10 protein-coding genes are annotated in these 18,439 nt (G+C 34.2%); 9 read left to right on the forward strand and 1 reads right to left on the reverse strand.

Going from position 1 to position 18,439, the window contains the following annotated elements:
- Nucleotides 1-77: 77 nt before the first annotated feature.
- The 5 genes from BUB89_RS15780 (at nucleotide 78) to BUB89_RS15800 (ending at nucleotide 6,139) form a co-directional block, all read left to right on the forward strand.
- On the forward strand, nucleotides 78-359 hold the full coding sequence (locus tag BUB89_RS15780) for a DUF4834 family protein (protein ID WP_073246786.1): 282 nt from the start codon (nucleotides 78-80) through the stop codon (nucleotides 357-359).
- A 45-nt stretch (nucleotides 360-404) separates the two neighbouring features.
- Nucleotides 405-2,837 (forward strand): YfhO family protein, encoded by a 2,433-nt coding sequence (locus tag BUB89_RS15785; protein ID WP_073246788.1) that lies wholly within the window; start codon nucleotides 405-407, stop codon nucleotides 2,835-2,837.
- 101 nt (nucleotides 2,838-2,938) lie between these two features.
- A complete protein-coding gene (locus BUB89_RS15790) occupies nucleotides 2,939-4,231 on the forward strand; it encodes a glycosyltransferase family 4 protein (protein WP_073246789.1) in 1,293 nt (430 codons plus the stop codon).
- A 14-nt stretch (nucleotides 4,232-4,245) separates the two neighbouring features.
- Nucleotides 4,246-5,715 (forward strand): lipopolysaccharide biosynthesis protein, encoded by a 1,470-nt coding sequence (locus tag BUB89_RS15795; protein WP_073246791.1) that lies wholly within the window; start codon nucleotides 4,246-4,248, stop codon nucleotides 5,713-5,715.
- A gap of 130 nt (nucleotides 5,716-5,845) precedes the next feature.
- The gene (locus BUB89_RS15800; protein WP_073246829.1) at nucleotides 5,846-6,139 is read left to right on the forward strand and encodes a hypothetical protein; all 294 of its coding nucleotides are present in this window, start codon (nucleotides 5,846-5,848) and stop codon (nucleotides 6,137-6,139) included.
- A 54-nt stretch (nucleotides 6,140-6,193) separates the two neighbouring features.
- On the opposite strand, the gene uvrA is transcribed toward BUB89_RS15800, so the two are convergent.
- On the reverse strand, nucleotides 6,194-8,980 hold the full coding sequence (gene uvrA, locus BUB89_RS15805; RefSeq protein ID WP_073246793.1) for an excinuclease ABC subunit UvrA: 2,787 nt from the start codon (nucleotides 8,978-8,980) through the stop codon (nucleotides 6,194-6,196).
- Between the two features lie 185 nt (nucleotides 8,981-9,165).
- Between uvrA and BUB89_RS15810 the strand changes: the two genes are divergently transcribed.
- The 4 genes from BUB89_RS15810 to BUB89_RS15825 all read left to right on the forward strand — a co-directional run bounded on the left by BUB89_RS15810 (nucleotide 9,166) and on the right by BUB89_RS15825 (nucleotide 18,432).
- On the forward strand, nucleotides 9,166-11,967 hold the full coding sequence (locus tag BUB89_RS15810) for a triple tyrosine motif-containing protein (RefSeq protein WP_073246796.1): 2,802 nt from the start codon (nucleotides 9,166-9,168) through the stop codon (nucleotides 11,965-11,967).
- A gap of 243 nt (nucleotides 11,968-12,210) precedes the next feature.
- Nucleotides 12,211-15,258, forward strand: coding sequence for a SusC/RagA family TonB-linked outer membrane protein (locus BUB89_RS15815; RefSeq protein ID WP_073246830.1), 3,048 nt, complete (start codon nucleotides 12,211-12,213; stop codon nucleotides 15,256-15,258).
- An 11-nt stretch (nucleotides 15,259-15,269) separates the two neighbouring features.
- Nucleotides 15,270-16,802: a RagB/SusD family nutrient uptake outer membrane protein gene (locus tag BUB89_RS15820; protein WP_073246798.1), complete on the forward strand. Its 1,533-nt coding sequence runs from the start codon at nucleotides 15,270-15,272 to the stop codon at nucleotides 16,800-16,802.
- A 4-nt stretch (nucleotides 16,803-16,806) separates the two neighbouring features.
- Nucleotides 16,807-18,432, forward strand: a complete 1,626-nt coding sequence (locus BUB89_RS15825; protein WP_073246800.1) for a hypothetical protein — start codon at nucleotides 16,807-16,809, stop codon at nucleotides 18,430-18,432.
- Nucleotides 18,433-18,439 lie beyond the last annotated feature (7 nt).

Below are 18,439 nucleotides of genomic sequence, written 5' to 3' on the forward strand. Positions count from 1 at the left end.
ATTTTATTATTTATTTAAGAATGATAATCCAATTTTGAGCGTAGTATTTGTTAATTTTGCTAAAAAATATTTTTATTATGCAATTGGCTTCTTTTTCAGGATTTATAAAAACGTTGTTTTATATTATAGCTTTCTATTATATTTTTAGGTTTCTGGCAAAACTTTTTTTGCCGTTGATAGTTAAAAAAGTAGTGGAGAAAGCAGGAGAAAATATGTATCAGCAACAACAGCGTCAGCAACAGTCATCGTGGCAAAAGAATCAAAATGACGATACTGTAATTTACAATACTGATAACGTAAAGAAACCCCGTGAAACCAAAAAAGTAGGAGATTATGTGGATTACGAAGAAATAGATTAAATTTGCCTCGATAGTAATCCATATTTTAATAAAATTCCCGAAAAATTGAAAATAATAAATAAGTTATATCCGCACGCTATTGCCATTTTTGGTTTTGTATTAGTTTCACTCATTTATTTTTATCCCGTACTTCAGGGTAAACAGATTTTCCAGTCCGATATTGCCCAATACACGGGTATGGCTAAGGAACAAAATGATTTCAGGGCTGTAGAACATTTAGAACCTTACTGGACCAATTCGGCCTTTGGAGGGATGCCTACTTATCAGTTAGGTGCAAAATATCCGTATGATTTTATAAGTGTATTAGATCATGCTTTACGTTTTTTACCACGCCCGGCTGATTATTTATTCCTTTATTTTCTGGGCTTTTATGGTTTGCTTCTGGTATTAAAAACAGATCCGTTAAAAGCATTTTTTGGAGCCGTAGCCTTTGGTTTTTCAACCTATCTTATTATTATTTTAGGAGTGGGACATAATGCTAAGGCGCATGCGATTGCTTATATGCCATTAGTTATTGCCGGTTTTATATTGGTTTACAGGAAAAAATATATAGCAGGTGGTTTGTTGACGATGATTGCAACAGCATTAGAAATTAATGCGAATCACTTTCAAATGACTTATTATTTGTTGATTTTCCTTTTGATTCTTTCGGCTTATTATACTTATACGAGGATTAAAACCAAAGAATTTAAAGCGTTATTAACTTCTTTTGGCGTTTTAGCCGTTGCCGGAATTTTTGCTCTTGGTGCCAATGCTACTAATTTAATGGCTACAGCTGAGTATGCTGATTTTAGTACCCGTGGGAAAAGTGAACTGACCTTTAATCCCGATGGTTCCAGAAGTACCAATACCAGTGCCATGACTCGTGATTATATTACCGAATACAGTTATGGGATAACAGAAAGTTTTAATTTAATTGCACCACGACTTTTTGGTGGTTCTAATCATGAAGCTTTGGGTACTGACAGCAGTATGTATAATTTTATGATTAGTCAGGGTGTTCCTGCCGGACAGGCGGCTGATTTTGTCAGCGGAATGCCAACATATTGGGGTGATCAGCCCATTGTGGCAGCTCCGGCTTACATAGGAGTAGTGGTTTTCTTCCTGGGAATCCTCGCTTTAATTCTAGATGAAAGAAGAATAAAATATGTTTTCCTTTCAGGAGCTGTGGTGGCTTTATTGCTTTCCTGGGGTAAAAATTTCGCAATTTTAACCGATTTCTTTATTGACTACGTTCCTTTGTATAATAAGTTCAGAGCCGTTTCTTCTATTCAGGTTATTTTAGAATTATGCTTCCCCGTTTTGGCTATTATGGGATTGCAATCCTTTTTTAAAGTAGATAAAAATAAACAGTGGGAAGGTTTATGGCAATCAGGAGCGATTGTTTTAGGAACTATTGTGATTTTGTTTTTATGCAAAAGCATGTTTAGTTTCTCAGGAGCAAGTGACAGTTATTTTTCCGAAAGCTACGGACCTAGTTTTGTAGATGCTCTTATAAGCGACAGAAAAACGTTATATAGTGCTGATTTGTTACGTTCGGCTTTCTTTATTGTTTTAACTGCAGGAGTTTTATGGTTGTTTATAAAAAACAGAATAGCGCAAACTACAGCACTTATTCTGGTAGGTTTGTTTATGGTTTCTGATTTGTTTTTGGTAGATAAAAAATACGTTTCGGCTAAGGATTTTGTAAGCTCAAGAGAAGTTGCTGTTCCTTTTGAGGCAACAGCTGCCGATGCTCAAATTTTAAGAGATTCATCTCATTACCGTGTTTTTGAAGTAAGTGGTAACTTCTCAAGTGCCCGAACTTCTTATTTCCATAAATCGATAGGTGGTTATCATGCCGCAAAACCTCGAAGAATGCAACAATTGTTTGATTTCCAAATTGCTAAAAATAATTTGGAAATCCTCAATATGCTAAATGTGAAGTATGTTATCCAGACTGATAAGGAAGGAAAAGAATTTCCTGTTGTTAATCCGGATGCTAATGGAAATGCCTGGTTTGTTAACGAAGTGAAATTAGTGAATAAAGCTAATGACGAAATGAAAGCACTGGATCACTTAAACACTAAGAAAGTAGCTGTTTTTAATTTGAATTTATACGGTAGTAAGTTTAAAAATGTACGTTTAAAACGCAATATGGATACTACAGGAACCATTCAGTTACGTACTTATAAACCTAATTATATCAAGTATATTTCCGACAGCAAAAATGAAGGTTTAGCTGTTTTCTCTGAAATTTATTATCCAAATGGCTGGAATGCTTATGTAGATGGAGTAAAAACAGATCATTTTCCGGTAGATTATGTGTTAAGAGCGATGATGTTGCCTAAAGGTGTTCATACCGTAGAATTCAAGTTTGAACCGGAAGTCATCAAAATCGGAAGTACCATTACACTTATCAGTGGGGCAGGAATGCTTATTTTGTTAATAGGTGGCGTTTATTACCAAAGGAAAAAAGGAACTAAGGTTGAAGATTAACGATTGAAGATTTTTGATTTAGAAATCTGCATTCAAAAAAAAATAGTTAATCTGCATTCTGCAATTATCAGCTTCATTATCATTTGAAAACTATAGTCAAATTGGAACCAAAAAAAGTCCTTATTATTACTTATTATTGGCCGCCTGCCGGAGGTCCGGGAGTGCAACGCTGGTTAAAATTTGTCAAATATTTACCTGATTTTGGTGTTCAGCCCATTGTCTATATTCCTGAAAATCCCACATATCCCATTGTAGACGAAAATTTACTTCAGGAAGTTTCCGATAAGGCGATTATTCTGAAGCAAAAAATATTCGAACCCTATCAATTGGCTTCTTTTTTATCGAAGAATAAGACTAAGAAGATGAATTCGGGGATTATTCCCAACCAAAAGAAACAATCTTTTTTAGACAAGGTTTTCTTGTGGATTCGCGGGAATTTATTTATCCCTGACGCTCGTTTTTTTTGGGTAAAACCTTCTGTTTCCTATTTAGAAAAATACATTGTTGAGAATAATATAGATACGATTGTTACATCAGGTCCCCCACATAGTTTACACCTCATAGGACTGGAATTAAAACAAAAACTGAATGTAAAATGGTTTGCTGATTTCAGGGATCCCTGGACTACAATAGGCTATCATAAATCATTGCGACTGTCTGATTTTGCAGCTCAGAGACATAAGGATTTAGAATCTAAAGTTTTAAATACTGCCGATACTATTATTGTGACCAGCAAAACTACAAAATCAGAGTTTGAAGCGCTGACTACAAAACCTATTGCAGTAATTACAAATGGTTTTGATGTAGAAAATGTTGAAAAACAACCATTGGATACTAAGTTTTCTTTGGCACATATTGGTTCTTTTCTTTCGGCCAGAAATCCTAAATTATTATGGGAATCTTTAACGGAATTATTAGGTGAAATTCCTGATTTTGGATCTCATTTAGAAATTAAACTAATTGGCGCTGTTAGTCAGGAAGTGCTGGATACGATTGCTGCTTTTGGCCTGAATTCGTATTTGAATAATCTGGGGTATGTTTCGCATGCTGAGGCTATTGTTCACCAAAGAAAATCGCAGGTTTTATTGTTAATCGAAATTGATTCGAAAGAAACAAAGAGTATTATTCCGGGGAAATTATTCGAATATATGGTTTCTAACAGACCCATAATTGCTATTGGACCTAATGGTTCTGACTTTGCAGAAATTATTACCAATACTAATACGGGAGTGTTTTTTGATTATTCTGAAAAAGTAAAGCTAAAAAACTTAATTTTGGACTTTTATAATCAGTATCTGGAAGGCAAATTACAATCTCACGGGATTGGTATGGAAAAATATTCCAGAAAAAATTTGACGGGACAATTGGTACAACTTCTGACTTCTAACAACTAATTTCGTACTTATAAATGGGACTTGTATTAAATCAGTCATTAAAAAATACTATAATAACCTATATTGGTTTCGGGATTGGAGCCATCAATACCATTTATTTATATCCTTTTTTTTTAGGAGCAACCTATTATGCTTTAAATAATTATATTCTTTCGGCGGCGGCGATTATTATGCCTTTGCTAGCTTTTGGGATGCAAAATACTTTAGTCAAGTTTTTTTCTCAGTGTAAAACAGATAAGGAACAGGACGAATTTTTATCCTTTGCAGTTTTGTTTCCTTTGGTTTTGTCCATTCCGTTACTGTTAATTTATGTGCTTTTTTACGGAGATATATCAGATTATTTGTCCAAAGTGAATCCCATTGTAAAAGATTTTTTATGGCTAATTCCTTTCATCGGAATTTGCATGGCTTATTTCGAAATTTTTTATGCCTGGGCAAGAGTTCAGATGCACTCGGTTTTTGGGAATTTCATTAAAGAAGTTGGCTTGCGTTTATTCTCATTAATTGCTCTTGTTGGAGTGTATTATGACTGGATTAGCCCTGTAGAGTTTATTTATGTAACAGCAGTTATTTATTTTTTAGCTTTTGTGGTAACTATGTTTTATGCATTTTATCTAAAAAAACCACATTTCCAGATAGCTGTTCCTAATAATGTAAAGGATATTACGGTGTATACTTTTTTTATTATTTTGTCAGGAGGAGTAGCAACGTTACTGTTGGATATTGATAAAATAATGCTGAATCAATATATCAAAATTGAAAATATTGCCTACTATTCGGTGGCTACATATATCGCATTAGTGATTTCGGTTCCCAGTAGGGCTATGCACCAAATTGTATATCCCATAACGGCAAAATTAATGCATGAAGAAAAACATGATGAGCTGAATGATTTGTATAAAAAGACTTCGATTAATCTGCAAATTGTAGGCGGATACGTGATGCTTTGCATTTTTGTAAATATTAATCAACTGTATGAAATGATTCCGCCGGAATACGGAGGAGGAATATATGTGGTTTTTATGATTGGTTTGTCAAAATATTTTGATTTGATTTTAGGTAATAACAATGCCATCATTTTTAACACTAAATATTATAGAGCAGTCTTATTCCTCGGTGTGGTTCTGGTTTTCCTTACCGTTGGTTTAAACATGATTTTTATTCCTCTATACGGAATTCTGGGATCAGCTTTCGCTACTTTGTTGTCCATTACTTTGTACAGCGTGGCCAAATTAGCTTTTGTTGTAAAAAGGTTGCATTTGTATCCTTTTACGAATCAGACATTGTATTCTCTAGGTTTAACCTTTATTTTATTTATGCTGTTCTACTTTTGGGATTTTACCTTTAATTCCATTATTTCCATTGTTTTGAAATCGGTACTGGTGAGTTTAGCTTATATATATTTAAATTATAGATTTGTTATTTCTCTTCAAATCAATGAAGTTATTGATGGTTTGTTAAAGAAATTTAAATTAATAAAGTAATTTTTTACAAAAACCGAGTTTAAACAAGTGTTAATCACTAAAAGTGGGTATTTGAAATCCTGATTTATGGTATTAATTTTGTAGCAGAATGTATTTCATTAGAAGTATAACAAGATTAAAACAACCAATTATGATAAATATTATTCTTGATAAACCGGAAAATTTGAAATTAAATGAGGTTTTAGATAAAAAAATTAAGAAAGGTTTTGTTGTAGAGGAAGTTAATCATAAATTACCATTTGTGATTTTGTCTAAAAAACCGGAAAAAATCAATCACCATTTAAACTTTTTAATTTCTTGTGCTACTTTTGGTTTATGGTCTATTCCCTGGATATATAAAAGCTTAGAAGCTAAAAAAGAGAAAAAAATTATAATTGCTATCGACGAAGATGGAAACACTTTTGAAGATAAATGTTATAATTAAATAACTTAAAATTGTAAACAAAAACTCCGTCTGATTAAGGCGGAGTTTTTTGTTTTATAGCTTTTCTTTGAGGTATTGAGCAGTAATTGATTTTTTGTTTTTTACAATTTCTTCAGGAGTTCCCACGGCTAATAATTGTCCGCCATTTTCTCCGCCTTCAGGTCCTAAATCAATTATCCAGTCGGCACATTTTATTAAATCGAGATTGTGTTCGATGACTAATAAGGAATGTCCTTTTTCTAATAAAGCATCAAATGAGGCTAAAAGTTTCTTGATGTCGTGAAAATGCAAGCCCGTTGTAGGTTCGTCAAAAACAAATAAAGCTTTGTCTTTCGTAGCTCCTTTTACCAGAAAAGAAGCCAATTTGATACGTTGTGCTTCTCCGCCGGAAAGTGTAGAAGACGATTGCCCTAATTGTACATAACCCAGACCCACATCCTGTAACGGTTTTAATTTTTGAGTAATTTTATTTTGTTTGTTTTTTTCGAAAAAAGCAACGGCATCATCAATAGTCATTGTTAAGATATCATTGATGTTCTTGCCTTCAAATGCGACTTCAAGGATTTCTTTTTTAAAGCGTTTCCCGTTACAGGTTTCACATGGCAATTGTACATCGGCCATGAAAACCATTTCTACATTGATAGTTCCTTCGCCACTACAGGTTTCACAGCGACCTCCATCAACATTAAAAGAAAAATGTTTGGGCTGATACCCTCTTATTTTAGACAATTTTTCTTTAGCAAATAAATCTCTGATGTCATCATACGCTTTAATGTAGGTCACAGGATTTGAACGTGAACTACGACCAATAGGGTTTTGATCTACATATTCAATATGTTTTATTTGCGAAAAAGAACCTGCTATTTCGGTAAATTGCCCGGCTTTTTCTCCGGCATTATCCAGTTTTTTCTGCATGGCAGGAAACAGAATTTTCTTGACAAGCGTACTTTTTCCACTTCCGGAAACCCCGGTAATTACAGTGAGGACATCCAGAGGAAAAGTAACATCAATATTTTGAAGGTTGTTTTCTCTGGCGCCTTTTATTTCGATAAAATTTTTAAAACTGCGACGTTTTTTAGGAACAGCAATTTCTAAATCTCCATTGAGGTATTTTGCTGTTAAGGAAGTTGATTTCAGAATTTCATCAAAATCACCCTGAGCAACCAGTTCTCCTCCAAAAGTCCCTGCTTCCGGACCAATATCAATAATCATATCAGCCGCTTTCATGATATCTTCATCATGTTCTACCACGATTACTGTGTTTCCTAAATCACGTAAAGACAAAAGAACTTTTATCAGGCGTTCACTGTCTTTTGGGTGTAAACCAATACTCGGTTCATCCAGAATATACATAGAACCCACTAAACTACTGCCAAGCGAAGTCGCTAAGTTGATGCGCTGCGATTCTCCTCCCGAAAGTGTGGATGAGTTTCTATTGAGCGTTAAATAGTCCAGACCAACTTCCGTTAAAAATGACAATCGGTTATTGATTTCGATTAAAAGTCTTTTGGCAATCTGTTTTTCGTAGGAGTCTAATTCCAGATTTTTAAAGAATTCAGCCAAATGTCTGATGGGTAAATCAACCAAATCAGAAACCGTTTTGCCGTTGATTTTTACATAAGAAGCTTCTACACGCAAACGCTTTCCTTTACAGGTTTGGCATTTGGTTTTTCCACGGTAACGCGACAGCATCACCCGATTTTGAATTTTATAATTTTTGGCTTCCAATTCCTGAAAAAAATCATTTAGGCCTTCAAAATAAGAATTTCCGGTCCAGATTAACTCTTTTTGTTCTTCCGTTAACTGAAAATAGGGTTTATGAATAGGAAAATCAAATTTATAAGCGCTATTCACTAATTGATCCCGATACCAACTCATGCTTTCGCCGCGCCACGGAAAAATGGCATTTTCATAAATAGACAAACTGGTATTAGGAACAACTAATTCGGCATCAATCCCAATGATGTTTCCGTAACCTTCACAGCTTGGACAGGCTCCGTAAGGATTGTTAAAACTGAATAAATGGACATTCGGTTCTAAGAAATTAATGCCATCCAATTCAAAATTATTCGAATAATCCAATCGCTTGTCCGTATTTAATTCCTGTAAATAACAGATTCCTTTTCCTTCATAAAAGGCAGTTTGCACGGCATCAGCAAGACGGTTATAGAATTCTTCTTCGTCTTTAACTACAATTCGATCCACAATTAAAAGAACATCTTTATTGTCTAACGAATGTTGGTCAATCTCGTCCAGACGAACCATTTCATTATCCACTAATATTCGGGAAAAACCCTGTTGCAGTAAAACTTTTAATTTGTCTTCCAGTTGTCTTCCTTCTTCCAGATGAATTGGGGCAAGAAGCAGCCATTTACTGTTAGGTTCTAATTGTTTAACATCATTGATAACATCCGAAACGGTGTTTTTCTTCACTTCGCGACCAGAAACCGGAGAAAAAGTTCGGCCAATCCGGGCAAACAGCAGTTTCATATAGTCGTAAATTTCCGTCGAAGTCCCCACGGTAGAACGGGCATTACTGGTATTTACTTTTTGTTCAATGGCAATAGCAGGAGCTATTCCTTTGATGTATTCTACTTTTGGTTTGTCTAATCTGCCCAGGAATTGTCGGGCATAAGAAGACAGACTTTCTACATAACGGCGTTGTCCTTCGGCATACAAAGTATCAAATGCCAAACTGGATTTTCCTGAACCGGAAAGTCCTGTAATCACTACTAACTTGTTACGTGGAATAACTACATCAAGGTTTTTTAAGTTGTGAACCTGAGCACCTTTTATTATTATATTTTTCTTTGGATCTATTTTAGAAAAGTCAACTTGCATAAAAAATATTGATTTCTACAAAAGTAATCATTTTTAAAACGACAAACAGGGATGAACAAAACCTAAATTTAGTTAAATAAGTTAGGTGCTGAGCCAATAAATAAATAATTATTATCTGGTGTTTTTTAGAACAACTAATAGGATTTAGTTTTAAATTTACACTAGACCACCAAAAAACCAAAGCCTTGAAGACAAAATTTACACTGCTATTTTTATTTTTATTCTTTACCGTTTTCGCACAAGATTTACCTCCTATTGTAAAATATGTGCCGGCTGATTACGGAGCAGGAAATCAAAACTGGATGATTTCGCAAGATCAGAACCAGTTTGTTTTTTTTGCAAATAATGAAGGACTTTTAGAATTTAATGGTTCGTATTGGAAATTATATCCTTCGCCTAATGAAACCATTCTCCGGTCAGTAAAAGTAATTGGAGACCGAATTTATACGGGCAGTTATATGGAATTTGGTTTTTGGAAACGAAAACCAGATGGTTTGTTAGAATATAAGTCTTTAAGTAATTCCATAAAATCTAAAATTTTAGACGATGAACAATTTTGGAATATCTTAAGTTATGATTATTGGGTTGTGTTTCAGTCTTTGAACCGGATTTATATTTATGATACACAAAACAATAGTTTTAAAATTATTGCACCTGATACGGATGTTGTTAAAGCTTTTAAGACTAAAAATGCCATTTATTATCAAACCAATAATCAGGGATTATTTGAGATTGAAGGCGGAAAGAGTAAGTTAATTTCTGCTCATCCCGAATTGAAGAAAAACAGGATTGTAAATGTTTTTGAAAAAGGAGAAGAACTTTTGATTTTAACGCAACGTGCCGGTTTTTTCAGTCTTTTAGGTAAAGAAATAAAGAAATTTCCAACAGAGATTGATGTCGATTTTTTGGACGAAAGCGTGTATAGTTGTGAGTTATTATCAGATGGAGGTTTTGTTATAGGAACGGTTTCTAACGGAATTTTTATAATTACTAAAGACGGAAAAAAGAAATACCATATTTCTCAAAAGGAAGGCCTGAGTAACAATACTGCTTTGTCGCTCTTTGAGGATAAAGAAAAAAATCTCTGGATAGGTCTTGATAATGGGATTAATTGTATCAATCTCAATTCGCCTATACAAAGCTATGTGGATGATTCGGGAGTTTTAGGTACGGTTTATACCTCACAATTGTATAATGGAAAATTGTATGTAGGGACTAATCAGGGATTGTTTTATAAGGATTATCAAAGTAATGAAGAGTTTAAGTTTATTAGCGGTACTAAAGGACAGGTGTGGTCCTTGTATACTTATGACGGCACCTTGTTTTGCGGACATGATTTAGGGACTTTTGTGGTGAAAAATGCATCGGTAAAAAATATATTTTCTAAATCAGGAACCTGGAATTTTAGAAAAGTTCCCGGAAATAAAAAGCTGTTACTGCAAGGAAATTATTATGGTATTTCGGTTTTGGAGAAAAAAAATGAGGAATGGGTTTTTCGAAATAAAATCAAAGGGTTTGATTATTCATCTAAATATTTTGAGATTACTAAAGGCTTTGAAATTTATGTGAGTCATGAGTACAAGGGCGTTTTTAGATTAGAAACAAATGCGAAACTTCAAAACATAGATAAATATTTCGCTTATAAAAACCCTAAAAAAGGAAAAAATGCCAGTTTGATTCAGTTTAATAACAGCATTTATTATGCTAACAGAGAAGGGGTTTTTAAATTGAATAGTGCTACCAAAGAGTTTTACAAGGAACCTGTGCTGAGTTCTGTTTTTGAAAAAGACGAATATACTTCGGGTAAAATGATTGTGGATTATTCGAATAAAATCTGGTTGTTTTCTAAAAATTACATCAGTTATTATGCGTCTGATAAATTGGTTAATAACCTTAAAAGAAATAGTATTCCTATTCCTGCTTCTCTGACTAATTCTATGTTAGGGTATGAAAATATTACCCAATTATCTCCTTTTACTTATTTTTTTGGTACTACTGACGGTTATTATACCATGAATATTAACGAACTGGCATTCGAAAATTATAAAGTTTCCATTTCAAATATCAGTAGCAACACCCTGAATGGTTCTGTGCAAACAAATCCTATTTTTGACAAAGGAGAATTTCCGCATGATGAAAATAATATTACTTTTTCATACACTGTAGCGGAGTATAATAAATACATTAATGTGGAATATCAGTATATTTTAGAAGGTTTTCAGAATCAATGGAGTGATTGGAATGTGAGACCTTCTGTTAATTTTAAGAATTTGCCATCCGGAGATTATGTTTTTAAAGTGAAAGCTAAACTGGCTAATTCCAATCTGGAAAATACAGTTACTTATAGTTTTACCATTTTAAAACCGTGGTATGCGACTAATCTGGCTATTATTATTTATATCATTTTGGGATTTTTTGGCATTCAGTTACTTCATAAAGAATACAATAAATATTACCAACGCCAGAAAGAAAAACTAATTGAAGAAAACAATTTGTTATTAGAAATAAAAGAACTGGAAAATGAACAACAGTTAATGCGATTGAAAAACGAACAGTTGTCTCAAAATGTAGATGAAATTAATAAAGAACTGGCTGCTTCGGCGATGAGTTTAAATAGTAAAAATGAATTATTAGCGTTTATCCAGAAAGATTTAAAAAGCAATGAAGAAAGTGACAGTCGAAGCATTAAAACAGTCATTTCTACTATTAATAAAAATATTACCGGAAAAGATTCCTGGAGTGTTTTTCAGGAAGCTTTTAATAAAACCGATCAGGATTTCCTGAAAAAGATGAAAGAAGCACATCCTTCTTTAACAGCTAATGATTTGCGTTTATGTGCGTATTTAAGAGTCAATTTATCTTCTAAAGAAATAGCTCCATTATTAAATATTTCTGTACGAAGTGTGGAGATAAAAAGATACCGTTTACGTAAAAAAATGAATTTACCACATGAAAAAGGGCTGGTCGAGTACATCTTGACTGTATAGCTAGTCCTTACAAAGACACAATAAACTATACATCACCACAACATTTGTAAAATATTGTGGTTTTTTTATGTTTTTTAACTTGAATTTAAGATTTGGTAAATTCAGGTGTTTTAAGGTTTTTATTGAAATATTGATAAATAAAAACGTTTTTATTTTTTATGTATGTTTTTTGTAGGGGTTATTTTTGATTTATTAGCGTTTTTAGGTACTAATTTTATAATTCACAATAAAAACACAAACTATATGAAATCAAATTATCTATTAATTGTTTTTCTAATGTTTTCTACTTTGGTTTTTTCTCAAAGTTATGACATAGGCGGAACTGTAAAAGAAAAAAAATCTGGTTTATCAATACCAGGGGTTAATATTCAAATTAAGAATAGCACTAGAGGTACCACTACCGATTTTGATGGAAAGTTTACTATTAAGGGAATTTCATCAGGATCAGTTGTTGTTTTTACTTTTATAGGTTATAAAACTTTTGAATATACAGTAACGGGAACTGATACTAATATGAGTATTGCTTTATCAGAAGATGAGAAAATGCTGGATGAAGTAGTTGTAATTGGTTATGGAAGCCAAAAAAGGAAAGAAGTTACCGGAGCAGTTTCTACTGTGGATAGTAAAACGCTGGAAGTATTAAAGCCTGTAAGAATAGAACAAGCTTTACAAGGAACTGTTTCAGGGGTTAACGTAACTACACAATCCGGATCTCCAGGAGCAGCATTGGATATCAGAATTCGTGGTATTGCTACTAATGGTGATGCCAAACCATTAACTATAATAGATGGATATATTGGAGAATTGGGGCTATTGAATCCTAATGATATCGAAACCATAACTGTTTTAAAAGACGCTCAGGCTGCTATTTATGGTTCTGCTGCTGCAAATGGTGTAATCTTGGTAACCACTAAAATGGGTAAAAAGAATTCTAAAGGTAAAATAGTATATAATACTTATGCTGGTTTCCAGGAAACTTCACGCACTTTACCAATATTAAATGCTACGGAATATGCTTTGTTGCTTAATGAAAGATATGCCAATAGTGGAAACACAATACCATATACAAATGTGAGCGGATTTGGTAAAGGAACGAATTGGCAAGATAAAGTACTAAATAAAGGCGTTCCTATTATTAATCATGATTTAACTTTTTCAGGTGGATCAGATAAGATTACGTATTCTGTAAGTGGTTCGCACTTAGATCAGGAAGGAATTGTAGGCGAATCAAAATCTGGATTTTTGAGAAATACAGCAAGAGTTTCTCTGGGGGCAGATGTTACTGAAAAGCTAAAGTTAAAAACAAATGTTATTTACACTTATTTTAATAGAAGAACTTTGCCAGAGAACAGTAATGCTTCCGTATTATTAAATGCTGTTAACGCACCATCTAATCTTAATCCTTACGATACATCAGGTAATTTTACAGTATTTCCGGGTGGGTCATTAGGAAATGAAATGATCAATCCTTTGGCTCAAATTGCTAATAGTTATAATGATTATAACTTTAAACAAATAAATGGAAATTTTGGATTGGATTATAAAATTACTTCCGCTTTTGTGTTAAGCAGTAGCATTGGATTTAAGACAGCAAATAGTGAGTCTAAGAGCTTTTCTCCAATATTAGATTACGGTAGTGGTAAGGTGTTCAATACCACACGTAGTTCCGTTTCTCAAAATGCGGTTAACGATAATAATTATTCTTTTGATTTATTTGCTACTTATACTAAAACCATAGCGGAAAACCACAAATTGGTTGGTGTAGTTGGTAATACTATTTATAAAGAATATGGTAACGGTTTGTTTGCAACAGGGTACGATGTGCCTAATAATTCCTGGGATTTTGCAGATATTAGCCTGGCTAACGGAGCTCCTCCTGAGGGAACAGTGCCTGTAAGCTCTTATGTATATGATGAAAGAAGATTATCTTATTTTGGAAGATTACAATACGATTATAAAGGGAAATATCTTTTGTCAGCCATGTTACGACGAGATGCTTCAACCAAATTTGGTCCCGGAAATAAAGTAGGTTATTTTCCTTCGGTAACGGCTGGTTGGGTAATTTCTGACGAAGGTTTTTATGGTGAATCATCTATTGTGAATTTCTTAAAATTGAGAGGGAGTTATGGTATAGTAGGAAATGATGCTATTCCTAATAATGGCTACATTTCTCAGCTTACGGGTGAAGGGACTTATGTTTTTGATGGTACTTTAATAAATGGTCGCGCTAGTGGTCAAATTCCGAATCCGAATCTTAAATGGGAAGAAGCTAAGAAATTTGATGTTGGAGTAGATATGAATTTATTTGACAATAAAATAAATATAGTTGTTGATTATTTTATTGATACCAGAGCTGATTTACTAATTCCAGGTATTCCGGTTTCAGGGATATCAGGAGGGCAAGCACCCGGAGCTTCAAACCCTACGATTAATGCAGGAACAGTTAGAAATGAAGGTATTGAATTCGCTGTAAATTATAGCAAAAGCTTTTCAGATGATTTTAATATGAGTTTGGGTTACAATGTTACTATGCTACGCAACAACGTAACTTATATGGGAACACCATTTATTGCAGGTGGCTCTTTTGGAATAGGTCAACAAGCGCCTTCAAGAATGCAGGTAGGTCATTCCATAGGCTATTTTTATGGTTTGAAAACAAATGGTGTTTTTCAAAATCAACAAGAAGTTAATGATGCCCCTTCTCAGGTTGAGCTTGGTGTAGCGGCATCTCCAGGAGATATTAGATATGTTGATGTCAATGGAGATGGTAAAATCAGTTTTGATGACCGAACAGATATTGGAGATCCAATCCCTACAGCAACAATGGGTTTCAATATGCAGTTTAATTACAAAGCACTTGATTTTTCGATGCACACTTTTGCTTCTTTAGGCAATAATATGGTTCGTAATTACGAGAGTGTTGCACCGGATGCTAATCGTTTAAATTATGTTTTAGGCAGATGGACCGGGGAAGGAACTAGTAATAGCATTCCCAGAGTTACGACAGCAGCTACAACTAATAATTTGTTTTCTGATTATTTTGTTGAAGATGCGTCCTATATAAGAATCCAAAATATCCAACTGGGATACTCTTTAAATCCAAATATGATAGAAAAAGTTGGACTAAGTAAGTTACGCCTGTATGCTGGGGTGAATAACCTTTACACTTTTACAAAATACAAAGGATTTGACCCGGGTGCTTCTAATGGTGCTCCTATAGGAGGTGGGATCGATTATGGTTTCTATCCTATTCCAAGAACGTATATGTTAGGTTTAAACATTAATTTTTAATTCATATTAAAATGAAAAAGTATCTATTTATCACCATAATGACGATAACTGTTTTTGCTACAATGACTAGCTCTTGTAGTGATGATTTTGTGAGTCGTCCTGTTCAATATTCTATTGATTCAGAGAATTATTTTAATTCTGAATCCGATTATGAAAATGCTGTAATTGCAGCCTATGATTTACTACAGTCCACTTTTATTAATGTTTTAATGGGAGAAATCGCTTCTGATAACACATTTGCAGGAGGAAACAGCCCTACAGACGTTATAGGTTACCAACAAATTGATCAAATGATTCATGGTCCTGTAAATGAAAATTTAAAACAACTATGGGATTGGATGTTTGCAGGAGTTCAAAGAGCTAATTATATCCTTGAATTCAAAGATAAAACGGATTTTGATGGAAAAAATAAAGTTATTGCAGAAGCCCGTTTTTTAAGAGCTTACTATCAATTTGAGTTGGTAAAATGGTTTGGAGGTATCCCAATGAAAGGAGACGCACGTTTTTCCCCTGGTGATGAGACTTCCATACCACGCTCATCAGTTTCAGAGGTGTATACTTCTATTCAAAATGATTTAATTTATGCCTCAGAAAATTTACCTGCAACTCCTGCACAACAGGGCAGAGCAACAAGTGGTGCAGCTTTAGCATTACTTGGAAAAGCATACTTATATGATAAAAAATACGATTTAGCGGCCGAGACTTTTGGAAAATTAATTGCTACTGGTAAATACCATTTAGTTAAAACTGCTGATTTGACAACCCAACAAATAAATGCTGGTTTGACTCCTTTTGGAAGTATTTTCGAAGAATCAGGGGAAAACGGACCTGAATCTGTTTTTGAAATTCAGTACACTGATGTTGAAGGTGCGAGTTATGGACAATTACAATATAGCGAAGGGAATGTTGCAGTAGGTTTTGCAGGTCCTTTTGGATACGTTGGTCCTGTATTTGCTGATGGAAACAACTTCAATTTACCTACTCCAAAACTCGTTAGTGCTTTTGAAGCAGGCGATTTAAGAAAAGAGGTAACTATTTTAGATATGGTAGCATGGATAGCACAAAATCCAGGTACAAGCTACACTAAACAAAATCAAGATACAGGATATTTTAATAGAAAATACATACCCAGAAAAAGAAGAACAGAAGCAGCTGGGGATGTTAAATTAACAAGTCCAAATAATTACAGAGCCATTCGCTATGCTGATGTACTATTAATGGCAGCAGAAGCATACAATAAAAGTACAGCACCAAATGATGGCCTTGCTCGAAATTATCTGAATGAAGTAAGACGTCGTGCTTTTGGGGATAACAACCATGATATTACTGCATCTGGAGCAGCCTTAGCTGATTTTATTCAGGCAGAAAGAAGAGTAGAATTAGCAGGAGAGGGACACCGTTTCTTTGATTTGGTTCGTACAGGAAAAGCAGCTCAGGAAATTCCGGGATTTACGGCTAATAAGAATGAATTATTTCCTATTCCAATTGAAGAGATTCAATTTGCAGCAGGAAACTGGCAACAAAATCCTAACTATAATAATTAGTACAATGAAAAAGATAAAATATATAACAAGTCTTGTTGTAGCAGCTATAATTTTTAGCTGTTCAACCGAGAATGAGCTGATTGATTTGGATACACTGGGTGCTCCAACTAATATTTCAGCATTAACTACTGTTACGCAGGATAATACAGGAAAAGTGACTTTCTTGCCTAAAGGAGAGGGAGTTACTGAATTCGAAATTTATTTTGGTGATGCAACCACAACACCTGCTTATGTAAATCCGGGTGCTACGGTAGATCATATTTACAAAGAAGGGACTTATAATGCGAGAATTATTGGAACAACTTTAAATGGTAAAAAAACAGAAGTTATTCAGGAAGTTGTTGTTTCTTTCAAAGCTCCGCAAAATTTAGTGGTTACTATCGAAAATGATTTGCAGGTTTCTAAAAAAGTAAATGTTACAGCAACAGCTGATTATGCTTTGTTTTATGATGTTTATTTTGGTGAAGCAGGAAAACCCGATCCAGTATCAGCTAATAATGGCGAATCTATCTCTTATACCTATCAAAACGCAGGTGTTTATACCATAAGAGTAGTATCTAAAAGTGCAGCGATTCAAACTACTGAGTTCTCACAAGAATTTACAGTAACGGTTGTGAATAAGCCTTTTGCTTCTGCTCCAACACCGCCTAATCGTCAAGCAGCTGATGTAATTTCTATTTATGGTTCGAAATATACAAATGTTGCCGGAACTAACTATTTTCCGGATTGGGGACAAGGAGGTCAGGGAAGCAGCTGGACTGAGTTTGATTTGAATGGAGATAAAATGCTTAATTATATCAAATTGAGTTATCAGGGAATTGCATTGGCTGACGGAACGACTATTGATGTTTCCGGAATGGAATTCATTCACATGGACGTATGGACTGCTGATTTGCAAAAAATAGAAACTTCTTTAATCAGTAAAACAAATGGTGAAAAACCGGTTGTAAGGGATTTAACAGCAAACCAATGGACAAGTATTGATATTCCAATCTCGGCTTTTACGAGTCAGGGATTAACAGTAGCCGATATTTTCCAATTGAAATTGGTAGGTACACCTTGGGCTGGGGGCAGTGTTTTTATCGATAATATTTATTTCTATAAAACGCCTTCGGCATTAATTGAAATGCCTATTGATTTTGAATCTACCACACTTACTTATCCATGGGCAGGTTTTGGAGCAGCTGATTTTGGAGGTATTCCGGCAGCTGTGATTGATAATCCTGATAAATCGGGTATTAATCTATCTAATAAAGTGGTGAAAATTGAGAAACCATCAGGTGCACAGGTTTGGGCTGGAGCAAGTTTGAATTTAGATGCTAAAGTTGATTTTACTAAAGGAACTAAGGTGAAAGTGAATGTTTGGTCACCAAAAGTTGGAGCCAAAATATTATTAAAAATGGAAGTTTCAACTTCACCAAAAGATGGTAATGGCAATCCAACGGTTTTTATTGAAGTGGAAGCTACCACTACTGTGGCTAATTCATGGCAGGTACTCACGTTTGATTTGACAAGTTCTGCTGCTTTTAATACTGCTAATGCGTATGATAGAGTCATTTTATTCCCTGATTTTGGTGTAAATGGAACAGGAACGGCCTATTATTTTGATGATATCAAACAATCTAACTAAAAACTAA

The organism is Flavobacterium flevense, from assembly GCF_900142775.1.
Taxonomy (GTDB): domain Bacteria; phylum Bacteroidota; class Bacteroidia; order Flavobacteriales; family Flavobacteriaceae; genus Flavobacterium; species Flavobacterium flevense.